The organism is Advenella faeciporci (assembly GCF_014652395.1).
Classification (GTDB): domain Bacteria; phylum Pseudomonadota; class Gammaproteobacteria; order Burkholderiales; family Burkholderiaceae_B; genus Advenella; species Advenella faeciporci.
The window spans coordinates 39,924-60,215 of the sequence record NZ_BMYS01000011.1; the positions used below are offsets into that span (position 1 = coordinate 39,924).

Sequence of the window (20,292 nt, forward strand, 5' to 3'; positions counted from 1 at the left end):
ATCCTTTTCCGCGCCTAATGGATTACCGGGATTTCCTGAACCGAATGCCGGTTACAGGAGCATCAAGAACCGGATTCCATACAGAGCCTTGCAGCTCATTGCCTTGCCATTTACGTTTTCCAGGCTTGTCTTCAATCCTGGTTTTTTTCTCAGACGGCCCTCCTTCATCTTTCTGCGGTTCGCCTTGCACAGGCACATTAAGCAAGGGCCCCGCCTCAAAAGTACTGTCCAGAATAAGCTTTGAACGCTTGACCCGTTTTTGCAAATCCTTGTTATCGGCAGACACCACCACAGGCCGTACAAAAATAGCCAGCTCTGATTCATTGTTCTGGAATTTACGGGACTTGAACAAGGCACCTAAAATGGGGGTATCGCCAAAACCCGGCACCTTATCGGTGTTTTGCATCTGGTCACGCGAGATGAACCCGGCCAGCACCAGCGTTTCTCCCGATTGGACATTAAACTCGGTGGAGGTGCGCCGGGTTTTAAGTGCCGGCCCGCCAGCCAGGTTCATGGAGGCATCCACCGAACTGACCTCGACATTGATTTTTGAGCGTACCGTGCCATTTTTTTCTATCCGGGGCGTAATGAACAAACTCACGCCATAGGGTTTGAAAATGGTCTGGGTATTGCCATTGCTGTCGGTCACTGAATAGGGAACCTCACCGCCGGCCAGGAACTCTGCAGTGGCCCCGCTGCGTGCCATCAGTTGCGGTTGCGCCAGAACAACCGCTTCACCCTGGGTTGCCATGGCCTGAATGGTGGATGAAAGCACGGCACTGACACCAAAATAACCGGCCGGATTATTCATGGGAAACGGCACGTTCATGACCTGCTCACCCACCCGTTCAAACAATTTTGAAGAAGCGGCATCCCAGGTCATGCCCGCATTCAACCCGCCTGTCGAAGCCGGATTCCAGCGCACGCCAAGTTCCTGCAGATAATTGCGTGGCAGCTCCAGTATTTGCACATCCAGCAACACCATCTGGTCCCATCCCACCTGGCTCGTCATATCAATGATTTGCGGATAGTGTTTGGCCAGAATACCAACCCGCTCACGATCGGCATCGGTCAGGCTGTCACCCTCGACAATCACTTTATCTCCGACGATACTGGCACGTACCTTGGGAATACGCACCAGGATACGCCGGATATCCTGCATCAACCTTTGTTCCTCCGCTGCCTGCACGACAATCTGAAAAATTTTTCGATCTCCGTGCACGTCCCAGATTTGCAGCGTGGTTTGCCCCTGATCTTTGGCAAACACGATCACCTCCCGGTCATCATCGCTGACCGCATTAACCACCTTGCTGTCCCCCACCGCGATACGGGCAATATCAGGCATGGGCAAAACCCGTATGTCACCAATATTCAATCGCAAATGAACCGGATCATCGGCCGCCCAAACCGGCCAGGCAGCCAAGACGCAGAGTCCTCCGAAGATCATCTTCAACATGATCGCTTTTGTTTTTCTTGCCAACATCAACTTCACTCCTCATTCTTCCTGTTTACTGCTCAACCATAAAATCCATTTGCGCACCGGTTGCCGTTTGCATTGACCCGGGCAATGAATTGATCCAGGCACTGACAATATCTTCCTGCGCGGGCAATTCAAACACGCCACGGTCATCCCGTTTACCTGAAGTTTCAGGGTTGGGCGGCAGGGCTAGCCCAGGCAGTTTTCTTAATGAATCATCGCCATAAATAACCGCCGGTTTTTTCCTGACGGGTGGCGGTGGCGTGGCAATGCCCAGAATACTGGCCAGATCCCCTCGCACCGCTTTTTGGGTTGCCTTGTTGTCCTCAGGGTTTCTTAACAAGGCCGTAATCATGCCAGCCTGACGGGCAGCCACCAGTTTGGCAGCCTCTTCTGGGGCCGTGTCCAGCGTGACGGTTGAATAACCCTGGTCAGCGCCACTGTCTTCAAGGCCTTCGGCATACCCGCTTTTGCTTTGCCGGCCGGTTGCCATCACCAATACCCCTTGCAGCAGTGGTGCGGTAATTTGCCGTTTGCGATACTCGAAGGACACGTAAAGATCGATCAGGTCACCAGGTACCAGCATGCCCGATACTGAATTGATGGCATCCACAGGCATGGTGACCGCCCTTCTTCCCGGGTTGATTTTGGCGGAAAACGGTGCATTTCCAGCCTTTGCCACATTGGCCCATAAAACCGGGTCACCGACTTTTAACGCCGTGGTAACAAGCTGTCCCTCTATCTGAATGAACTCTTCCGGTGCCAGGCTACCGCTTGCCACCCATGGCTCCGGGATTTCACGCACAGCCACGTGTACCGCCTCTATACGGGTACCTTCAGGCAAGTCGTAGGCCGCCACCACTCTTTGAATGGTCTTGACCTGTGCTTCCTGCTCGATCTGTCTGATTTTGTCCTGTATGTATTCCCTGGCAGCCCAGGCGGCAAACAAGCCCGCCAATATAGCCACCCCCGCCATCACGACTGTTTTATCCAGCCATTTACGTTTTTTCATTGTTCTGCCTGTTTGGTTTTTTTCATCAGATAAACGCCTGCACCTGTCTGGGTTTCATGAACAAAGACATAAAGCGATTCATTGTCTTTATGCCAAACATCCTGCCCCAGGAACACCTCGCTGTCTGGCACCCATTGCCTGGCCAGCAAACGGGTCTTTAATTCATGCCTCGTTTGCCCGGCGGATTGGCTGAGCAGATAAAGCTGTTGCAGCACTTTTTCCCTGCCAGGCAATTCGATATCCATCAATAATTGTGCGCCTGCCGGTATCCACGGTAAAAATCTGGCGGCGACCCGTTCATCCATCAAAGAAGACGGGTTTAAAGCGGCTGAGCGCTGATTTTCAATGACGCTTAATTCACCCCTGAAACTGTTTTCAGCGGTGGCGAACAGGCGCAACATGACCTGCGCCTGTTCCAGGCTGGCATGCAAAAAAACCTGGCCGTCAATCACGTCCGCGTAACTGAAAACCGTCTTCCCATCCTGAACCTGCTGCATAAAGCCATCCAGTGATTGGTTACGGGTAAACACAACGGTCATGGCCGGCTCTCCAAACACTTTCATTTCCTGGGCCAGGTCAAACTTTTCAACCTTTAATGAACGCAACAGGCGGCTGGACATTTGTGATAGCCCTTCTTTGGCAAAAACCGGCATGGCCAATGTCATGGCAGCCATTAAAACCAATATTCGTGTTAGTGGGCTGCTCATTCATTGCTCCAGGTGATGGGCGGGCAACATGCCCTGCCAGGGTTGCAGCCAGTCAAAAACGGGCTGTGGTCGATCCCAGGGGGCATCTACACTTTGTGAAAAAGATTGAATTTTGCGACCGCTTGCATATGACAGGCTTGCCGCGTTTTGCCAGCCTTCACGGCCAAGTGAAGTATGAGCATGCGCGGCCTGATCGCTGGCGGCGTGCCCGGCGCCTGTGAGGATGCTGGTATGCCGCTTGATGGAAAGTGAAAAATGATCAAAAAAATCAAGCCCCAAACCAAGCGCTGCTTTTGAGTCGGGCTGCTTGCGTGCCGCGGTAAACAGCGGGGTTAAGCTGAGTGACAGCCTGGCCATGCCCGGATCTTCAATTTGCCAGTCTTTACGCAGCAAAGAGGCCTGCGCATGGTTTGAGCCTGGCTGCATAAAGGCATTCAACTTTTCAGTACGGTCTACGGTGATGGCAATGGCATCACTGTTCAGCAATAAATTTCCTCTTCGGTCACGCCAGTTTTTTTCCTGGCCCAACAAAAACCGGGATGCCAGTTCAGCCTTGTTGATGTCAGGAATTTCCCGGCCCAGCTGAAAAGCGCCATAATGACTGGCATGTGAGGCCTGCAACCCCATATCCAGCAAGCGACCCAGCCATGCAATACCCACAAAGAACAGCAATAAAACCAGCATGACCACCAAACCTTCGGCCAAAGCCTGGCCGCTTTGCAGTGTCCGTTTCATTCAAGCACCTTTAGCCCTGTATCAACCAAACGTACCTGCCAGAATGGGTGCCAGAAATTGGCTTTTTCAACCCGCCTGTCTGCGCGTGCCTGCGGCCTTTCAAAGAAAGTTTGTGCGCGACTGTTAACCGTAAAGTCATGCCCCCAGGCGTTCTTGCGGGTTAAGGAAAGCGTGAATTCCACCGATGACTGCCGACCTGCATTGGCAATGTCCACATAATTGGCCAGGCCACCTCCTTGCCAGCGCTGGCGAGCCGCCACTGCACGGGAATTGGCCAGCGGATTCTGATTGCCACCATAAATGTTCCATTGAGTGGCTTGCCTTACCCAACGCCAAAAATCAATGCCGGAAAAATTATCGGGTGGTGTCTGTGTATGAGGCAAATCCATAGCCATGCTGTTTGCATTGCCAGGCACCCAGCCCCATCCCATGGGATACTCCCTGAAATAACAGCCAATCCAGCGATTCGAACGCAAGGCATGATAAGACTCGGTGTCGATAGACTGCCAATTTCCTTTTTCATCCAGGACGGTTTGCCCCCTGCGCCTTAATTCATGACGTTTCCAGGGGCATTTATCATTCACCATCCATGCATTTTTGCGAACATGATTGCGCTCATCCAGAAAGCGATACACGCCGGCCACCTGCCCGATTAATGAGCGATAATTTCCCGTGGGTTCAAAAACCGCAGAAAACCCTTGAAAATTGTCATGCTGCACTTCCCAGGACAGTTCCTTTCGAATATGCGGTTCAGGATAGTTGGCCAGAATCACTTTCTCGATAGCCCGGTTACGAGCGGATTCAAGTGTTTTATCGATAGCCAGGCTTGCTGCCTGCAGCACCTTGTGTACCGCCTTGTCGTGCGCCTCAAATGCCTGGAACAATTCATTGCCCGGATTGGCGATATTGGCTATGGCCCGCGCCTTGCGGGCAGACTGATAGGCCTGCATATGCCCGCTGCCAAACATCATGCCGATCAAATAGGCGGGCGGGTTTCCGGCACTGGCCTGCTGTCCCTGCGTGGCACTGAATTTTGCCCAGGACCCCAGGGTAACCAAATGCGCCATGGCCATTTGATGACCAATTTGGGCAATATTGATATAAGCCTGCATATTCAGGGCACGTGCCTGAATGAGCGCCCCCGAATACGCGCCAGCATCTACCGTATTAAGCTGACGCGCCTTGACACCAATGAGCCTGCCAGTGCTGAATAGCGCGTTCATGGCAATGGCAAGCATACCCAACAGCAGTATCCCCAGCACAAGCGCCTGACCGGACTGCACATGAATTTGCCTTGCTGCATGGCTGGGGAGCATTGCCATTATTGCCCGCCCGAACCTGCATTGCCGGTAAAGCTTTTAAGGGATTTTGCCGTGGTTTGCGCAGAGGCGGCCTGTGCGGCATTTTGTGCGGAAGCGGAATACTCGGTACCGTCTTCACCCGCCAATTCACTGGCCATGGCCGCGGTTTGCGAGCGAATGACCTGCCCAAACAATTGATACACGGCAATTGCGGAAATGGCCACCAGGGCAACGATAATAATGTACTCGGTCATGCCTTGTCCGCGCTGCCTGAAACGGGCTTTTTTCATGGGGTTCTCCTTATAAATAGCAACAGGCATAGTTTGCTACCACCCTCATGAATCAACAATTCGCAAAAACCGAAATAGTCAAAAGCATCATGGACAAACCGGACCATTTTGCAAATGACCCCACACACCCTATAATTTGCCTTCATCCATTTGAATTATTCCCCGCTTGCCATGACTGATAAACCCATTACACGCCAAGCGCCCAAAGAAACCAATGTCAAAACGGCGCTTCGGGTTATTGAAATTATTGAAATTTACGCCAAGGAATGCCGCCCCCTGGCCCTGTCTGAACTGGCAAAACTGCTGAATGCCCCCATGTCCAGTTGCCTTGCGCTTATCAGGACACTGGTCAGTTTGGGGTATTTGTATGAAACCAATCGCAGGGCCGGTTACTACCCTACCGGACGGCTGCTGGCCATGGCACAGAAAATATCCGCTGCCGACCCGATTCTGGAGCGCATTTACCCAAGCCTGGAAGAATTGCGCAACATCACTAATGAAACGGTTGTGATTGGCAAACTGCATAACAACCAAAAAGTACTTTATCTGGAAGTTTTGCCTTCCGCCAATCCGATTCATTATGTGGCAATGGCCGGTGAGCAAAAAGAAATTAATGCAAACTCATTGGGTAAGGCCCTGTTTTCAACCCTGGGTAACGATGAAAAGGAAGAAGTGCTAAGCCATCTTCCTTTTCACGCCTTCAATACCAAAACCATTGCTGGCAAAGTGGCTTTTCTGGCAGACATAGAACAATCATTGCAAAGGGGCTGGTTTGGAAATTTTGGTGAGTCCATTCCCGATGTGGGTGCCTTGGCCTGGCCAGTCAAGCTTTCTGGCAGCTACTATGCCATTTCGATTGCCGGACCCTTGTACCGGATTCAGGCGAATCTGGAAGACTTCGCCCAAAAACTAAGAGTCATCAGTACGTTTATTGAAAAATCCGCCTGAACAAGGTGAACCAGATAAGCAAATCTGGCATGCTTTCATGCCTGAAAAGCAGCCAGATCAGTTTAACCTTGATTCATTCAATACGATTTGGGCAGGCCCAGTACCTTTTCCGCTATAAAACACATAATCAGCTGTGGGCTGACAGGGGCAATGCGTGGAATAAAGCTCTCTCTTAAATAACGCTCTACATGATACTCTTTGGCATACCCCATGCCACCCAGGGTTTGGATCGCAGTTTGGCACGCATTGAATGCCGCTTCAGCAGCCAGATATTTGGCTGTATTGGCAAATTCGCCACACTGTTTATTGCTGTCATACAAACTGGCTGCTTTGCTGACCATCAGGTCTGCGGCCTCCAGATGCATCCAGGCCTGTGCCAACGGGTGTTGAATCCCCTGATTGGCACCAATAGCCCGGCCAAAAACCACCCGTTCTTTGGCATACTGGGTGGCCTTTTGCAGGGCAATCTGCCCCAGCCCCACCGCTTCGGAAGCAATCAGAATTCGCTCCGGGTTCAAGCCATGCAGAATATATTCAAAACCCCGCCCTTCTTCACCTACCCGGTCTTCTTCGGGAATTTCCAGTCCGTCAAAAAACAGCATATTTGAATCCACGGCCTTGCGTCCCATTTTTTCAATTTCACGCACTTCAACATAGTCACGATTAAGATCTGTGTAGAACAGGGACAGGCCCTGGGTAGGTTTGCTGACTTCTTCAAGCGGTGTGGTACGTGCCAGCAGCAGCATTTTGTCTGCCACCTGGGCGGTGGAAATCCAGATTTTGCGGCCATGGACTATATATTTATTACCCTGTTTGACGGCTCTGGTTTTAAGCTTGGTGGTGTCCAGCCCTGCATCGGGTTCAGTAACGGCAAAACAGGCTTTTTGCTTACCCTGAATAAGCGGGGGCAAAGCGCGCTGTTTTAAATCCTCGGAACCAAACACAACCACCGGGTTCAGGCCAAAAATATTCATATGCACAGCCGATGCACCGGTAAAACCGGCCCCGGAACGGGAGATGGTTTTCATCAGCAAAGCGGCCTCGGTCATGCCCAACCCTGCCCCACCGTAGGCCTCAGGCATGGCTATCCCCAACCAGCCTGCCTCTGCCAGTGCCTTGTAAAACGCTTCAGGGTATTGGCCGTCGGCATCCCTGGCATGCCAGTAATCATCATCAAAATCAGCACATAGGTTTTCAACCGCTTCCACCAGCACCTGCTGATCGTTACTCAATTCAACATTCATGATTTGCTTGTTTCCGTATTATTTGTCAAATAATCAATCACCGACTGATCCAGATCCGTTTCTTTTAAAACCTCTGTGGTATGTTCACCAAGATTGGGAGCATGACGATATATTTTTAAAGGCGTTGCCGAGTACTTTCCTAACGTGCCCGGCGTGCGAATCCGTCCCTCGGTAGGATGATCCATTTCCACAATCTGGGAAACCGCTTTGATATGCGGATCTTCCATCAAGTCTTCCATACTATATAAAGGCGCGGCCGGAATATCGGCTTGGGCAAAACAGCCCAGCCAGTATTCGCTGTTTTTTTCAGCAAGTACCTGCGCCACAAAACTGTAGACCTCGGCAATATTGTCGGCACGCACCGAATGACTGGAAAATATGGACCCCTCTAGCAAATCGTCCCGGCCAATCAGGCACAGGAAATTTTTCCAGTGTTTATCGTTATAAATCAATACACTAATATGACTATCAGCGGTTTTATAAGGTTTACGGTGCGTGGCCAGCAAACGGGCATAGCCCATTTCCCCTTTTTCGGGCACGAAAGTTTTTCCACCCAGATGATCACCCAGCACAAACTGAGTCATCCCCTCGAACATGGGAATTTCAATTGACTGGCCTTTACCCGAAGACCTGCTTTGTATGACACCGGCAAGGCAGGCAATGGCTGCCTGCAAGCCAATGGTTCGATCCGCCAGGGTAAGGGGCACATAGCGAGGCTCATCACCCGAGTTTTTCTCGTACAAGACAGGAATACCCGTCATGCCCTGGATTAAATCATCATACGCAGGTTTGCCCGCATAAGGGCCATCACCCCCAAAACCGTAGGCACCAGCATATACAATAGCGGGGTTAACAGCGGATACCTCCTCATAAGACAGCCCAAGCCGGGCCATGGCCTGCGGGCGCACATTGTACAAAAACACATCAGCCGTTTTTACCAGGGCCAGGCAGGCCTGTCTGCCTGGCTCGGTTTTCAGGTCCAGCACTATGGAGCGTTTGTTACGGTTCAGATGCAAATAAAGCGCGCCCATATCCTCATTGACCATGGGGCCCACCTTGCGCATATTGTCTCCGGAGGGCGGCTCCACCTTAATTACATCGGCCCCTAAGTCAGCCAGCATTTGGGTGGCAAACGGCCCCATCACTACCGTACTTAAATCAAGTACCCTGACACCACTTAACGGGCCCGGGTTTGCTTCATGATATTTGCTCATATTATTTCTGCTCAATACCAGCTGCTTTAATCAAGTCACCCCACAAAACATATTGCTGTTTCACGAAGTCGGCAAATTCCTGCTGTGTTCCACTAAAAGCATCAAAACCCAAATTAGCCAGCCTTTGCTTGACCTCTTTGTTATCCACAATTTCATTAATGGTTTTATTCAAGGTGCTAACAACTTCATCGGGCAATCCGGCCGGTCCAAGAAAGCCGTTCCAGGAATTAATATCAAAATTATTAATGCCTGCGGCCTCCATAGAGGGCAAGTCTGGCAATAAGGCACTGGGCTTGGCGGTTGATACTGCAAGCGCTTTAACCTTATTGGATTTAACAAAAGGAATGCCTGAAGCCAGATCGGTAAACATGAAATCAACCTGTCCGCCAATCAGATCGGTGATTGCCTGAGGGGTACCCTTATAAGGCACATGCAAAATATCAATATCCGCACTATTCCCCAATGTTGCCCCTGCCACAATGCCAGTACTGTTACCCGAGGCATAACTTAACTTGCCAGGATTGGCCTTGGCATAATTAACCAGGTCCTTGACTGTTTGATAGGGTTTGCTGGCATTGGCAATCAAAATAAAAGGCAAATTTCCACCGCGAGCAACAGGCGTAAAATCTTTCACAACATCATAAGATACATTTTTCATTAGCCAGGGTGCGGCCGATAAAGGTGTATTGGTGGAAATTAATATCGTATAGCCATCGGGTTTGGATTTGGCAACCTGCTGTGCTGCAATCGTTGCATTGGCACCGGGTTTATTTTCAACAATCACCGGCTGTCCCAAGCGGGATGACATTTCTGAGGCAAAAATACGGCCTACCGCATCGGTACCGGAACCAGCTGGAAAGGGAACCACCAGCGTAATAGGCTGTTCCGGGTATGCTGCCAATACGCAACTGCTGAAAAGGCTCAGGGCCAGAACAGCCATTTTATTCTTGATACCTGCTTTATACATTATGTCTCCTTTGACTTTTAATTTGGTTTTATCCAGCCCCCTTGCCTAACGAATGACTCTTTCCGGCTTTTCTTCATAGGGGGGTGAGTAAATAATAAGCACTCTGGCGGGCTCTTCGCTTGTGACGGTAAAAATGTGTTTTTTATAAGGAGGAAAATAACAACAATCACCCGGCTCCAGTTTGCCTTTCTCTCCATCCATTTCCACATCGGCGCTACCGGAAAGCAAATAACAGACCTGCTCAAGGTCTGGATGCGCATGTGGCAGAGCTCCCTGGTTTTTTTCTATCGTCCCGATCAGGACTTCCATATGTTTTGCCCCTACCGTTTCCTGACTGATCAATCTTTTATTAACGGTACCCGTATGATTGGCCGGACTATACCCTTCAATTACGTTTTCTTTAACAATCCATTTATGCATAAATACCCTCTTCTATTGAATTTCTGTATGTGAATTAATTTTCACACATATAAATTATTTTGTATTTAAGGGTAATTACTAAAATTGCCATCAAGTAACAAACGTAAACTCATCCACCTGACAAGGCATGGCACGGATCTTCATCAGACGCCTTTTAAAAACCGGTAAAGATCATGGCCTTGCAATAAAAAAACCTCCTGCCGCTACTTGAGCGAAGGAGGCTTTTTTACGGCTTTTTACAACTATTAATTATCCAAAACCACACACTCACAAGGATCAATACGCAGGTAGACCTTGCTGCCAATGTCCAGTTTGGGCAAAAACTGGTTGTTTAGGCTGTCTACGGTTAGCGCTGTGTTTTCTGCCATCACCTTGCACCGCACCACACTGCCCAGCAAATGTTTCTCGGTAATAATAGATGCAATCGGCTGGGAAACCTTCTTGCCAAAAGACAGGGAAGGATGATCCAGGATAATCGCTTCGGCCCTGATAGCCACACCATTGGGTGTTTGCAAGCCAAGCCAGCGCTGCGTATTGCCTGCATCCAGAAAATTGTAGGTGCCCATGAACTGCGCCACCATATTGCTATTGGGCCGTGCATACAACTGCTCTGGCGAACCCGATTGCTCGATACGGCCCTGGTTCATTAAAAAAATCCGGTCTGACATCGTCAAGGCTTCTTCCTGATCATGGGTGACAAAGATAGTGGTTAGTTGCAACTCTTGCTGCAATTGGCGGATTTGCTGTCGCAAATGGCGGCGAATACGGGCATCCAGTGCAGACAGGGGCTCATCCAGCAACAGAATACGAGGCTCCATCACCAGGGCCCGGGCCAGGGCCACCCGCTGACGCTGGCCGCCCGACAGCTCATGCGGCATGTTTTTTTCCTTGCCTTGCAATTCGACCCGCGCAATCGCCTGACGCACCTTCTCTTGCACCAAGGCCCTGTCCATTTTTCGCAAATTCAGGCCAAAGGAAATATTGGCTTCCACGGTCATGTTGGGAAACAAGGCATAACTTTGAAACACCATGCCAATACCCCGATGCCGGGCCGGAGTAAACGTGATGTTTTCATTGTCCACCTGAATATACCCGCTATCGGGCTGGGTCAAGCCGGCAATGCAACGCAACAAGGTAGATTTGCCACAACCGCTTGAACCCAACAAGGTCACAAACTCACCTTTTTCAATGGTAAAGCTCAACTCATCAAGAATAACGGAATCGCCAAATCGCTTGGCCAAATTGGAAACGGTTAAATAGGACATGATTTAAGCTTTATTGAAACGGTTGGCAAGCAAGGTAAACAGCAGAATGAACACAAAATAGCTGATCACAATAGCACTGGTGAAATGGCCGCTGGTCTGGCGCATATTGAACAGGTAAATCTGCAGGGTTTCAAAACGGGTTCCCACCAGCATATTGGCAAAAACGAATTCACCAAACAGCAGTGAAAAGGCAATGAACCATGCCGAGGCAATGCCCTTGCGGATATTGGGCAGCACCACCTGCATGAAGCCCTGAAAACTGCTGGCCCCCAACAGACTGGAAGCATCCATCAAATCATGCAGGCTCAGGGCCCGCAGATTATTAACCAGGGAACGATACATAAAGGGCAACACAATCGTGAAATAACAGCCCACCAGAATCCAGGGTGTACCCATCACGGGCGAGCCGGCATAAATTTGCAGCAAACCTGCCGTGGCAACAATGGGCGGCATGGCAAATGGAAGCAGAATCACCAGATCCATGATTTTCTGCCATTGCCGATAACGGTATTCCATCATAAAAGCCAATGGCACAATCACCAACAGGCTAACGATAATGGAAACCATGCAAAGGAAAACCGATCGGCCAAAGGCCATCAGGAAGCGAGGATCGCTCCAGAGTTGCACATACCACTTCAGGCTTAAGGCATCAGGCAAAATGGTTGCGCCCCAAGAGGTTGAAATGGAATACAAAAAAGTGGCCAGCAAGGGCACCAGCAAGATCAACATCACCACGCCAATCACAAGCAGATGCAAGCCCTGTCTGGAGTCCTGTTTATGCATAACGTCTCCTGCGCATCAGCCACTGGTTAATCATGGTAACCATGACCAACTGCACAACCAGAACAATGGAAAGCGCCGCGGCCAGGTTCGGGTTCAGGGAAATATCACCGGCAACCAGGGCCCCGATACGAATCGGGATCAGGTTAACATTACTGGCCGTGAGCGCAAATGCCGTGGCATATGCCCCCAGAGCATTGGCCAGCAGCAACACAAAAGTGCCCAGCAAGGAAGGCAAAAGAATAGGCAGCACCACTTTGCGCCAGTAATCAAAAGTACTGGCGCCCAGCAATCGGGAGGCTTCTTCCCAGTCATCCTTCAGGGCATCAAACGCCGGGTAAAGCAGCAAAACAGCCAAGGGAATCTGAAAATAGGTATACACCACCGTCAATCCGGCACGGGTGTACAAATCAAACCCGTTCAGAAACCCCGTTTTATTCAACAGTAGCGTAATGGCACCATTAGTTCCCAAAATAATAATGAAGGCAAACGCCAGGGGTACGCCGGCAAAGTTATTGCTCATATTCACAAAGGCAATCACCCATTGCCGAACCTTGCCTTGCACGAATCGTAATGACGAAGTTGCCAGCAGGCCAATCAGCAGCCCGAAAAAACTGGAGTACAGTGATAACCAGAAACTGTTTTCAATGGCAATCAGGTAAAACCTGCTGCTTAAAATTTTTTTATAATTGGTCAGCGTAAAACCACCATCGTCTGCCATAAAACTGTTAACCAGCACCCAATAGGTGGGAGCCAGGCAAAAAGCGCCCAGCATCAACACAAAAGGAACAAAGAGCCACAAATGGGCCCTGGAAGGCTTGGCGGGCATCATGAGAGGAAAGGTTTCAGTTCATCGTTCCGGTTGACGGCAAGACCCAAGGCCAAGGCACACAAATCCCGTATCTGTACCTGTTTGATTTCAGTGCCCGCAGCCTTGTGATTAAACCCCTGCCCCACCAGGAAAAGCGGCACTTCCCGTTCCTCGGGCAAATGCCCGCCATGGCTATGATCAACGTTCATTCCATGATCGGCAGTGACAATAATTTTATAACCCTGCTCTTGCCAGACAGGCAAATAGTGCGACAACAACACGTCCACTTTACGGGCCGCATTACGGTAATCGGCACTGTCCCCACCCGAACGATGCCCCATATCATCCACATTCATGGTATGAATGAAAAGAAAATCGGGATCATGGGTTGTGCGCAAATGTTCCGCATCAAGCAATAAATGGGAATCCGGATAGCTATCTTCATGATAGAAGATACCATGCTGAATAGCCAGTGACGGATCATGGGTAAAACGGTCGCGCACCGCATCATACGGTGCGCGGTTATAAAGTTCACTGATCCAGCTGTAAGCAGCGGCCGCTGTTTTCAGCCTTGCCTTGCGGGCAAGATGAAAAATGCTTTCCTGTTTGGAAAGTTGCACAATCTGGTTATGCCGGATACCTGACACCACCGGATTGCTGCCCGTTAAAATACATTCGTATAAAGGACGGGACAGCGATGGCAGCTCGCACTGCAGCTTGAACACCGAGGCCTGGCGGCTTTCACATAACGCATGCAAATAACCCATGGCGTGCCTGGCTACATGCCAACCCAAGCCGTCAATAAGAATCAGTATAACTTTATGTTGATGCATGGTTTTTGGACTTATTGATGAATCAGCACATGTTCCTGCATCAGTTCAGGCAGCTTCTTGGACAAGGCATCCCAGGCGGCCTGGTCTTTGATGGGCTGAACATTTTTGTACGCTTCGGCAGGCAACAACCTGGCTTTGGCTTCTTCAGTCAACACAACCTTGTCGCGAATGGGACGGGCATAACCCTTGGCCAGATTGTTTTGGCCTGCATCACTGAAGATGTATTCACGCGCCAGTTTGGCCGCATTGGGGTGCTTGGCATACTTGTTAATAATCGTGGCATAGCCCGCCATGATTGAACCGTCTTCAGGAATCACAACGGTAAAACGCTTGGGATCAATCTGGTCACGATAGTTAAGAGCATTGAAGTCCCACAGTACCCCTACTTCCACTTCACCTTTTTCAAGTGTGGCCAGTGTGGGATTGCTTAATGACAGACGTTTTTGCCTGGCCAGTTCACCAAACAGTTCCAGGGCCGGGGTCACGTTTTTTTCATTGCCACCCAAGGCAACCGCCGCAGCCAGCACTGCATTGTTGGCCTGTGCCGCTACGCCGACATCTCCCAACGTAACCTTATACTTGCCAGAGGTCAGGTCTTTCCAGCTTTTGGGTGCGTTTTTAACCGTGTCATTATTGATGATGAAAGCGATTGCGCCGGTATAAGCCACTGCCCAATGACCTTCCTTGTCTTTCGCCCATTCAGGAATTTCATTCCAGGTGGTGGGTTTGTAGGCCTGGGTCACTCCCTTGTCAACCGCGATAGGGCCAAAACTTTGGCCAACATCGCCAATATCAGCCGTTGCGTTTTCTTTTTCTGCCGCAAACTTGGCAATTTCCTGGGCGGAAGACATATCGGTATCCTGGTGTTCCAGCCCATAGTTGGTTTTCAGGTCAGCCCAGGTATCTTTCCAGTTAGCCCATGAGTCAGGCATACCCACACTATCCACACGACCTTCTTTTTTTGCCGCCTCAATAAGCGAAGTCAAATCAGCGGATTGTGCCTGTGCCACCATTGGTAACGATGCCAGACAGACTGCCAGCCATGCTTTTTTCAAACTCATTGTTCTTCCTTGGGAAAATAAACAAGGCACACAATATGCCTTTTGCATAAGAATAAGGAGGAACCGAGTATAAGGATGCTTTATTGCCAATTCATGACAGGCACAACAAATTGCAAGGCATTAAGCAAACACCCTTATTCGGCATACAGCCATGTCATGCAAAACAGATAACAGCCTATCATTACCAGTATCAGGTATAACCAATACCGGTATAAGAAATGGTCTTGTTCATCATTCCCATTTCCCATCATAATAAATCTGACTTTTATCAATTTAAAAATCCAATCACTTCATCAGTCAAAGGCACAGCAATGCAAACAATCCAAGAGGAAAGCCAGGAAGAACATTGGAAACGCAATCTGTACGTGTGCGTATTCGGCTCATTTACAACCATCATGGCCATGACATTGGTGCTGCCATTTCTGCCCATCTACATTGAGCAACTGGGAGAAACCGACCCCGAATCCATTATTCGCTGGTCAGGTTATGCTTTTAGCGCCACCTTCCTGACAGCGGGCCTGATGGCGCCCGTCTGGGGTAAGTTTGCCGACCATTTTGGCCGCAAGCCCATTCTGATCCGTGCCAGCCTGGGGATGGCCTTTTGTATTGCCTTAATGGGCATGGTGGGGAATGTGCAGGAGCTGTTTGGCCTGCGTCTGTTAATTGGCATTTTAGGTGGGTATGCCTCTGGGGCCACGATTCTGGTGGCCACCCAAACCCCCAAAGCACATACCGGCTGGGCCGTAGGCACCCATGCTGCCGGCATGTTGGCGGGTAACCTGCTGGGGCCGTTGGTGGGTGGATTGCTGCCCGGTTATATTGGCATTAGAAATACTTTTTTTCTGGCTGCCGGGGTTATCTTCATTGCTTTTCTGGCAACCGCCTTTTTAATTAAAGAAACCCGTTTCAAACGGAAGGCGGCTGCCAGCCAAATCGTGAACAAATCCGATGGTTTCTGGCAAAACGCCCCCAGCCGCAACCTGGTCCTGTTAATGCTTGGCTGTGCCGCCCTGTTAATGTTTGCCAATTACTCGGTTGAACCCATCATCACCCTGTACATGGCCAGCCTGCACACCCTCACGCAAAACATTCCATTGCTGGCTGGTATTGCCATTTCAGTCACTGCCTTTGGCAGCCTGCTGGGATCGGCCAGAATTGGCCGACTGGGTGATCAGAAAGGCCATCTTTGCGTGCTGGTTGCCTGTTTCCTGTTTACCGCCCTGACCCTGCTTTTACAGGTCTTTGCCTGGGCTGACTGGCAATTTATTGTATTAAGGTTTTTAATGGGGATTGGCTTAAGCGGCCTGATGCCAGCCATTACCGCCCTGATCCGGCATAATGTGTCGGGCCATATTGCCGGCACCGTACTGGGTTACTCAACGTCTGCCCAATATCTTGGCATGGTCCTGGGCCCGGTTGCCGGTGGCATGGTGGCAAACCTGTATGGAATGACGGCCGTATTCATCATGACTGCAGGCATCATGGCCACAGCCGCCTTGCTGATTGGCATATCAAGAAAGCGCCAGCACAAGGTGGCTTCCCACTTGATTAACCCAATCAACCGTTAAAACTTTATTTTTCTTCCTCATGCCGGGTCACCAGTACCTGGTCAATCCGGTAATTGTCAATATCCACCACTTCGAACTTGTAGCCCTCATACAAGACGAAGTCGGTGGGACGTGGCACTTTACGCAGCTTGTACATGATGAACCCGGCCATGGTTTCGTAATTGTTTTCAAAACCCTCAAATTCCTTAATGGTCAGGGCGGCCATCACCTCCTCGATAGGTGTCATGCCGTCCATCAGCCAGGAATGGTCATCGCGTTTTACAATCCACTCTTCCTGCAGGGAACCCACCAAATCCCCCATCACGGTACTCATGACATCTTGCAGGCTTAGCAGGCCCACCACCAGTGCGTACTCATTCACCACCAGACTGAAATCTTCCTTGGCTGCCCGGAACTGCTCAAGCGCCTCGAACAGGGTGAGTGTATCGGGCAGCACCAGCACCTTGCGGACGATGGGGGCGGTTCTAAGAGATAAATCCTTGCCCTGCAGGATACGGGGCAAAATATCCTTGGAATCCACATAACCAATCACGTGGTCCAGCGTATCCTGGCAAACCGGAAATTTGCCATGCGGAAATTCGGCGATTTTCTGGCGGATATTTTCTTCGGTTTCATTCAGGGAAAAATACACAATGCTTTCACGCGGTGTCATGGCAGAGGGCACAATGCGCGAATCCATCTCGAACACGTTGCGAATCATGTATTGTTCCTGCTGCAAGACTCCACCGCCCTGTGCGCCGGCTTCGGCCAGGGCCACAATATCATCACCGGTAATTTCCTCTTCGCGCACTTGCGGTACCCGCATAAGACGAAGAATGAGATTGGCCATACTGCTGAACAACCACACCAGGGGCGCAAACACCAGCATGCAAAACTTCATGGGCTTGACCACAGCCATGGCCTGTTTTTCAGGCCGGGCCATGGCAAGGCGCTTGGGAATCAGGTCTGAAAACATCACAAACGAGGCCGTGACCAGTAAAAAGGACAGCAAAAATGACCAGGTGCCCAGCATAGGCCCGTTGTAAATAACCGAAACAAGTGTGGCCACATAAGGTGACAAGGCGCTTTCACCGACGATACCGGCCATAATCGCTACCGCATTTTGCCCGATCTGGATCACGGTAAAAAAGTTGCCGGGGTTTTCCTGCAAGGCCAGCACCTCTTGTGCTTTGGCATTACCCTCATTGGCCAGCAGACGCAGCTTGATTTTGCGTGAAGCGGCCAGGGAAATTTCCGAAATGGAAAAGAAACCACTGATAATAATCAGCAGCAAAAGAAAAAACACGTGTGTGAGCAAATCACCAACCGACATAAACAACCACTAAGAGTCTGTAACCCTGTGATTTTGTACCATTTGACAGGAAATGGCAATGGAAACCGGCTTCTTAGAGGCATGGTTTCCCCTATCGCTGAACCATTATGCGTCCAGCCTGAACAACCCATTGAAAAGATAAAGAGCCGCTGGATACTGGCTGTTGATTTTCCATCCTTACTGGGCAACCCGGGCTAGCTCCATCGCCCGGGGGCGTAGGTAAACACCGGCAAAGACCAGCGCCAGCGAATGGCGGCAATACGTAAAGCCAGACCAAAACCGAATGAAACCAATAAATTAATGTCTTCACTGACCTGCCAGTACCGCAGACATAAATACAGAATGGCAACCAGCAATGAAACACTGGCATACAACTCTTTACGCAGCACCATGGGCGTGCGGTTACACAACAGGTCACGCAATATGCCACCAAAAATACCGGTAGTCATGCCTGCCATAATAACAACAGTAATACTATATTCCAGCTTCAGGGCCACATTGCAGCCAATAACGGTAAAAGCAATTAATCCCATGGCATCCAATACCAGAAAAGTGGAATGCAAACGATGCATGTAACGGGCAACCAAGACGGTAAACAAGCCCGCAACAATCGTTATGTGGATATACATGGGGTGCTGGGTCCAGGTAACCGGGTAATTGCCCAGCAACACATCACGTACCGTACCACCACCCAAAGCAGTAATGAAGGCCACAAAAGCCACACCAAACATGTCCATATTACGCCGGCCTGCGGCAAGCGCGCCCGACATGGCTTCAGCGGTAATGGCAATAATATAAATATAGAGAAGCAATTTCCAATCCTGATTGTTTTATGCTGCCTCTCCCCCTGTCCTTTTACCTGAGAGTTTATGCAGTTATATAAACTGCTTGCCCCTTCGGTGGGTTGCCAAACAACCTCTCTCCAGCTGGCGTTACGATTGTGCTGTTGTCCTTGTCAAGAAAACAGCCACCATTCGAATACGTTTCGCAGTTACGATGCCTGAGCGATTATGGGAGTTTGCGCCTTCGGCGGGAACCATACTTTAAGCCGGCCCCTCTCTCCTGCGAAGCGAGGGATTATACTGCAAGTAAATCGTAATTTGTGAAGTAATGGTAATTTAAATTGATATGAATTCCCACGCGGGAGCATGGGAACTAGAAATGCTCCGCGTGGGAGTGCGTGTTTTATTTTCTGGCTCCCATGCTCCTGCGTGGGAGCCAAAAAATGGGTACCCAACTTTTTAGGGTCAGTTGACGGAGCGTGGGAGCGAGCAAATGAAGATAATCAATAATCAAACAGAAAAAAATTACTTTTCAGCTGCCAGCAAATCCAGCGCAACATCAACAATCATGTCTTCCTGTCCCCCCACCATTCTACGACGACCCAGTTCAACCAGAATATCAACCGTTTTCAACCCATAGCGTTGTGCCGCTGCTTCAGCATGCCGTAAAAAGCTGGAATAGACCCCCGCATAACCCAAGGCCAGTGTTTCCCGGTCAACACGCACCGGGCGATCCTGCAAAGGACGAACCAAATCATCTGCAGCATCCATCAGCTTGTATAAATCACAACCATGATTCCACCCCAGACGATCGACAGCAGCAATAAAAACTTCCAGTGGTGCATTTCCCGCTCCCGCGCCCATACCGGCTAAACTGGCATCCACCCGGTCACACCCTTCTTCAACCGCGACAATGCTATTAGCAACACCCAAACCAAGATTATGATGGGCATGGATTCCCGTTTCAGTGTTTGGATCCAACGTATCCTTGAATGCACAAAACCGGTCCCTGACCCCATTCATGCTCAAAGCGCCTCCTGAATCCACAACGTAAATACAAGTGGCACCGTACGATTCCATCAATTTTGCCTGCCGGGCCAGTTCCCCAGGGCTGGTCAGATGACTCATCATTAAAAAGCCAACCGCATTCATGCCAAGTTCACGGGCATAGGCAATATGCTGTCTTGAAATATCGGCTTCGGTACAATGTGTCGCGACACGCACTACCCGCGCACCGGCATCGTAGGCGGCACGCAAATCATGTATGGTTCCTATACCAGGTAACAGCAAGGTGGCAATTTTTGCATGCTGTGCTGTTTCTGCTGCGGCAGCAATCCACTCAAGATCGGTATGTGCGCCAAAGCCATAATTGAATGATGACCCTTGCAAACCATCACCATGTGCAACCTCGATAGAATCCACTCTGGCATCATCAAGCGCCTTGACAATTTGCCTGACCTGCTCTATTGAATATTGGTGACGGATAGCGTGACTGCCATCACGCAAGGTCACGTCCGAAATATAAAGTTTTTTATTATCTTTCATTACTTAGTGTTCCTTTCAAA

20 protein-coding genes and 2 riboswitches are annotated in these 20,292 nt (G+C 50.0%); of the genes, 2 read left to right on the forward strand and 18 right to left on the reverse strand.

Features of this window, described 5'->3' with window-relative positions; all coding sequences use genetic code 11:
- Positions 1 to 22: 22 nt before the first annotated feature.
- Genes IE074_RS08760 through IE074_RS08785 form a run of 6 tightly spaced genes read right to left on the reverse strand, consistent with a single transcriptional unit; the run spans position 23 to position 5,522 of the window.
- The gene (locus IE074_RS08760; RefSeq protein ID WP_229793954.1) at positions 23 to 1,483 is read right to left on the reverse strand and encodes a type II and III secretion system protein family protein; all 1,461 of its coding nucleotides are present in this window, start codon (positions 1,481 to 1,483) and stop codon (positions 23 to 25) included.
- 25 nt (positions 1,484 to 1,508) lie between these two features.
- Positions 1,509 to 2,489, reverse strand: coding sequence for a Flp pilus assembly protein CpaB (gene cpaB / locus IE074_RS08765; protein WP_189385098.1), 981 nt, complete (start codon positions 2,487 to 2,489; stop codon positions 1,509 to 1,511).
- Complete coding sequence (locus tag IE074_RS08770) at positions 2,486 to 3,196, reverse strand: hypothetical protein (RefSeq protein ID WP_189385099.1); 711 nt, start codon at positions 3,194 to 3,196, stop codon at positions 2,486 to 2,488. Before IE074_RS08770 ends, cpaB begins: the two co-directional genes overlap by 4 nt.
- The gene (locus tag IE074_RS08775) at positions 3,197 to 3,931 is read right to left on the reverse strand and encodes a pilus assembly protein (protein WP_189385100.1); all 735 of its coding nucleotides are present in this window, start codon (positions 3,929 to 3,931) and stop codon (positions 3,197 to 3,199) included.
- The gene (locus IE074_RS08780) at positions 3,928 to 5,253 is read right to left on the reverse strand and encodes a hypothetical protein (RefSeq protein WP_229793955.1); all 1,326 of its coding nucleotides are present in this window, start codon (positions 5,251 to 5,253) and stop codon (positions 3,928 to 3,930) included. Before IE074_RS08780 ends, IE074_RS08775 begins: the two co-directional genes overlap by 4 nt.
- Positions 5,253 to 5,522 carry a Flp family type IVb pilin gene (locus tag IE074_RS08785; protein WP_189385101.1) on the reverse strand — a complete coding sequence of 90 codons (270 nt, stop codon included), beginning with the start codon at positions 5,520 to 5,522 and terminating at the stop codon, positions 5,253 to 5,255. Before IE074_RS08785 ends, IE074_RS08780 begins: the two co-directional genes overlap by 1 nt.
- A gap of 171 nt (positions 5,523 to 5,693) precedes the next feature.
- On the opposite strand from IE074_RS08785, the gene IE074_RS08790 reads away from it, so the two are divergent.
- Positions 5,694 to 6,470, forward strand: a complete 777-nt coding sequence (locus tag IE074_RS08790) for an IclR family transcriptional regulator (RefSeq protein ID WP_189385102.1) — start codon at positions 5,694 to 5,696, stop codon at positions 6,468 to 6,470.
- A gap of 77 nt (positions 6,471 to 6,547) precedes the next feature.
- On the opposite strand, the gene IE074_RS08795 is transcribed toward IE074_RS08790, so the two are convergent.
- The 9 genes from IE074_RS08795 to IE074_RS08835 all read right to left on the reverse strand — a co-directional run bounded on the left by IE074_RS08795 (position 6,548) and on the right by IE074_RS08835 (position 15,065).
- Positions 6,548 to 7,714 (reverse strand): acyl-CoA dehydrogenase family protein, encoded by a 1,167-nt coding sequence (locus IE074_RS08795; protein ID WP_189385103.1) that lies wholly within the window; start codon positions 7,712 to 7,714, stop codon positions 6,548 to 6,550.
- A complete protein-coding gene (locus IE074_RS08800) occupies positions 7,711 to 8,928 on the reverse strand; it encodes a CaiB/BaiF CoA transferase family protein (protein ID WP_189385104.1) in 1,218 nt (405 codons plus the stop codon). The genes IE074_RS08795 and IE074_RS08800 overlap by 4 nt, the downstream gene beginning before the upstream one ends.
- A 1-nt stretch (position 8,929) precedes the next feature.
- Positions 8,930 to 9,868, reverse strand: a complete 939-nt coding sequence (locus IE074_RS08805) for a Bug family tripartite tricarboxylate transporter substrate binding protein (RefSeq protein ID WP_189385144.1) — start codon at positions 9,866 to 9,868, stop codon at positions 8,930 to 8,932.
- Between the two features lie 72 nt (positions 9,869 to 9,940).
- Positions 9,941 to 10,315: a cupin domain-containing protein gene (locus IE074_RS08810; protein ID WP_189385105.1), complete on the reverse strand. Its 375-nt coding sequence runs from the start codon at positions 10,313 to 10,315 to the stop codon at positions 9,941 to 9,943.
- A 245-nt stretch (positions 10,316 to 10,560) separates the two neighbouring features.
- Positions 10,561 to 11,580, reverse strand: a complete 1,020-nt coding sequence (locus tag IE074_RS08815) for an ABC transporter ATP-binding protein (protein ID WP_189385106.1) — start codon at positions 11,578 to 11,580, stop codon at positions 10,561 to 10,563.
- Between the two features lie 3 nt (positions 11,581 to 11,583).
- On the reverse strand, positions 11,584 to 12,363 hold the full coding sequence (locus tag IE074_RS08820) for an ABC transporter permease (RefSeq protein ID WP_189385107.1): 780 nt from the start codon (positions 12,361 to 12,363) through the stop codon (positions 11,584 to 11,586).
- Positions 12,356 to 13,192 carry an ABC transporter permease gene (locus IE074_RS08825; RefSeq protein ID WP_189385108.1) on the reverse strand — a complete coding sequence of 279 codons (837 nt, stop codon included), beginning with the start codon at positions 13,190 to 13,192 and terminating at the stop codon, positions 12,356 to 12,358. Before IE074_RS08825 ends, IE074_RS08820 begins: the two co-directional genes overlap by 8 nt.
- Complete coding sequence (locus tag IE074_RS08830; RefSeq protein WP_189385109.1) at positions 13,189 to 14,004, reverse strand: alkaline phosphatase family protein; 816 nt, start codon at positions 14,002 to 14,004, stop codon at positions 13,189 to 13,191. The genes IE074_RS08825 and IE074_RS08830 overlap by 4 nt, the downstream gene beginning before the upstream one ends.
- Positions 14,005 to 14,015: 11 nt before the next feature.
- Complete coding sequence (locus IE074_RS08835) at positions 14,016 to 15,065, reverse strand: ABC transporter substrate-binding protein (RefSeq protein ID WP_189385110.1); 1,050 nt, start codon at positions 15,063 to 15,065, stop codon at positions 14,016 to 14,018.
- A 311-nt stretch (positions 15,066 to 15,376) separates the two neighbouring features.
- Here IE074_RS08835 and IE074_RS08840 point away from each other — a divergent pair, with 311 nt between their 5' ends.
- On the forward strand, positions 15,377 to 16,633 hold the full coding sequence (locus IE074_RS08840; RefSeq protein ID WP_189385111.1) for an MFS transporter: 1,257 nt from the start codon (positions 15,377 to 15,379) through the stop codon (positions 16,631 to 16,633).
- A gap of 4 nt (positions 16,634 to 16,637) precedes the next feature.
- On the opposite strand, the gene paeA is transcribed toward IE074_RS08840, so the two are convergent.
- From paeA to dmpG, 3 genes are all read right to left on the reverse strand, one after another.
- Positions 16,638 to 17,945, reverse strand: a complete 1,308-nt coding sequence (gene paeA, locus IE074_RS08845; protein ID WP_169294658.1) for a polyamine export protein PaeA — start codon at positions 17,943 to 17,945, stop codon at positions 16,638 to 16,640.
- A 194-nt stretch (positions 17,946 to 18,139) separates the two neighbouring features.
- Positions 18,140 to 18,757 (reverse strand): trimeric intracellular cation channel family protein, encoded by a 618-nt coding sequence (locus IE074_RS08850; RefSeq protein WP_189385112.1) that lies wholly within the window; start codon positions 18,755 to 18,757, stop codon positions 18,140 to 18,142.
- Positions 18,758 to 18,782: 25 nt separating this feature from the next.
- A riboswitch (glycine riboswitch) is annotated at positions 18,783 to 18,881 on the reverse strand.
- 42 nt (positions 18,882 to 18,923) lie between these two features.
- Positions 18,924 to 19,020, reverse strand: a riboswitch (glycine riboswitch).
- A gap of 232 nt (positions 19,021 to 19,252) precedes the next feature.
- Entirely contained in the window at positions 19,253 to 20,272 is a 1,020-nt protein-coding gene (gene dmpG, locus IE074_RS08855; RefSeq protein WP_189385113.1) for a 4-hydroxy-2-oxovalerate aldolase, read from the reverse strand.
- Between the last annotated feature and the right edge of the window lie 20 nt (positions 20,273 to 20,292).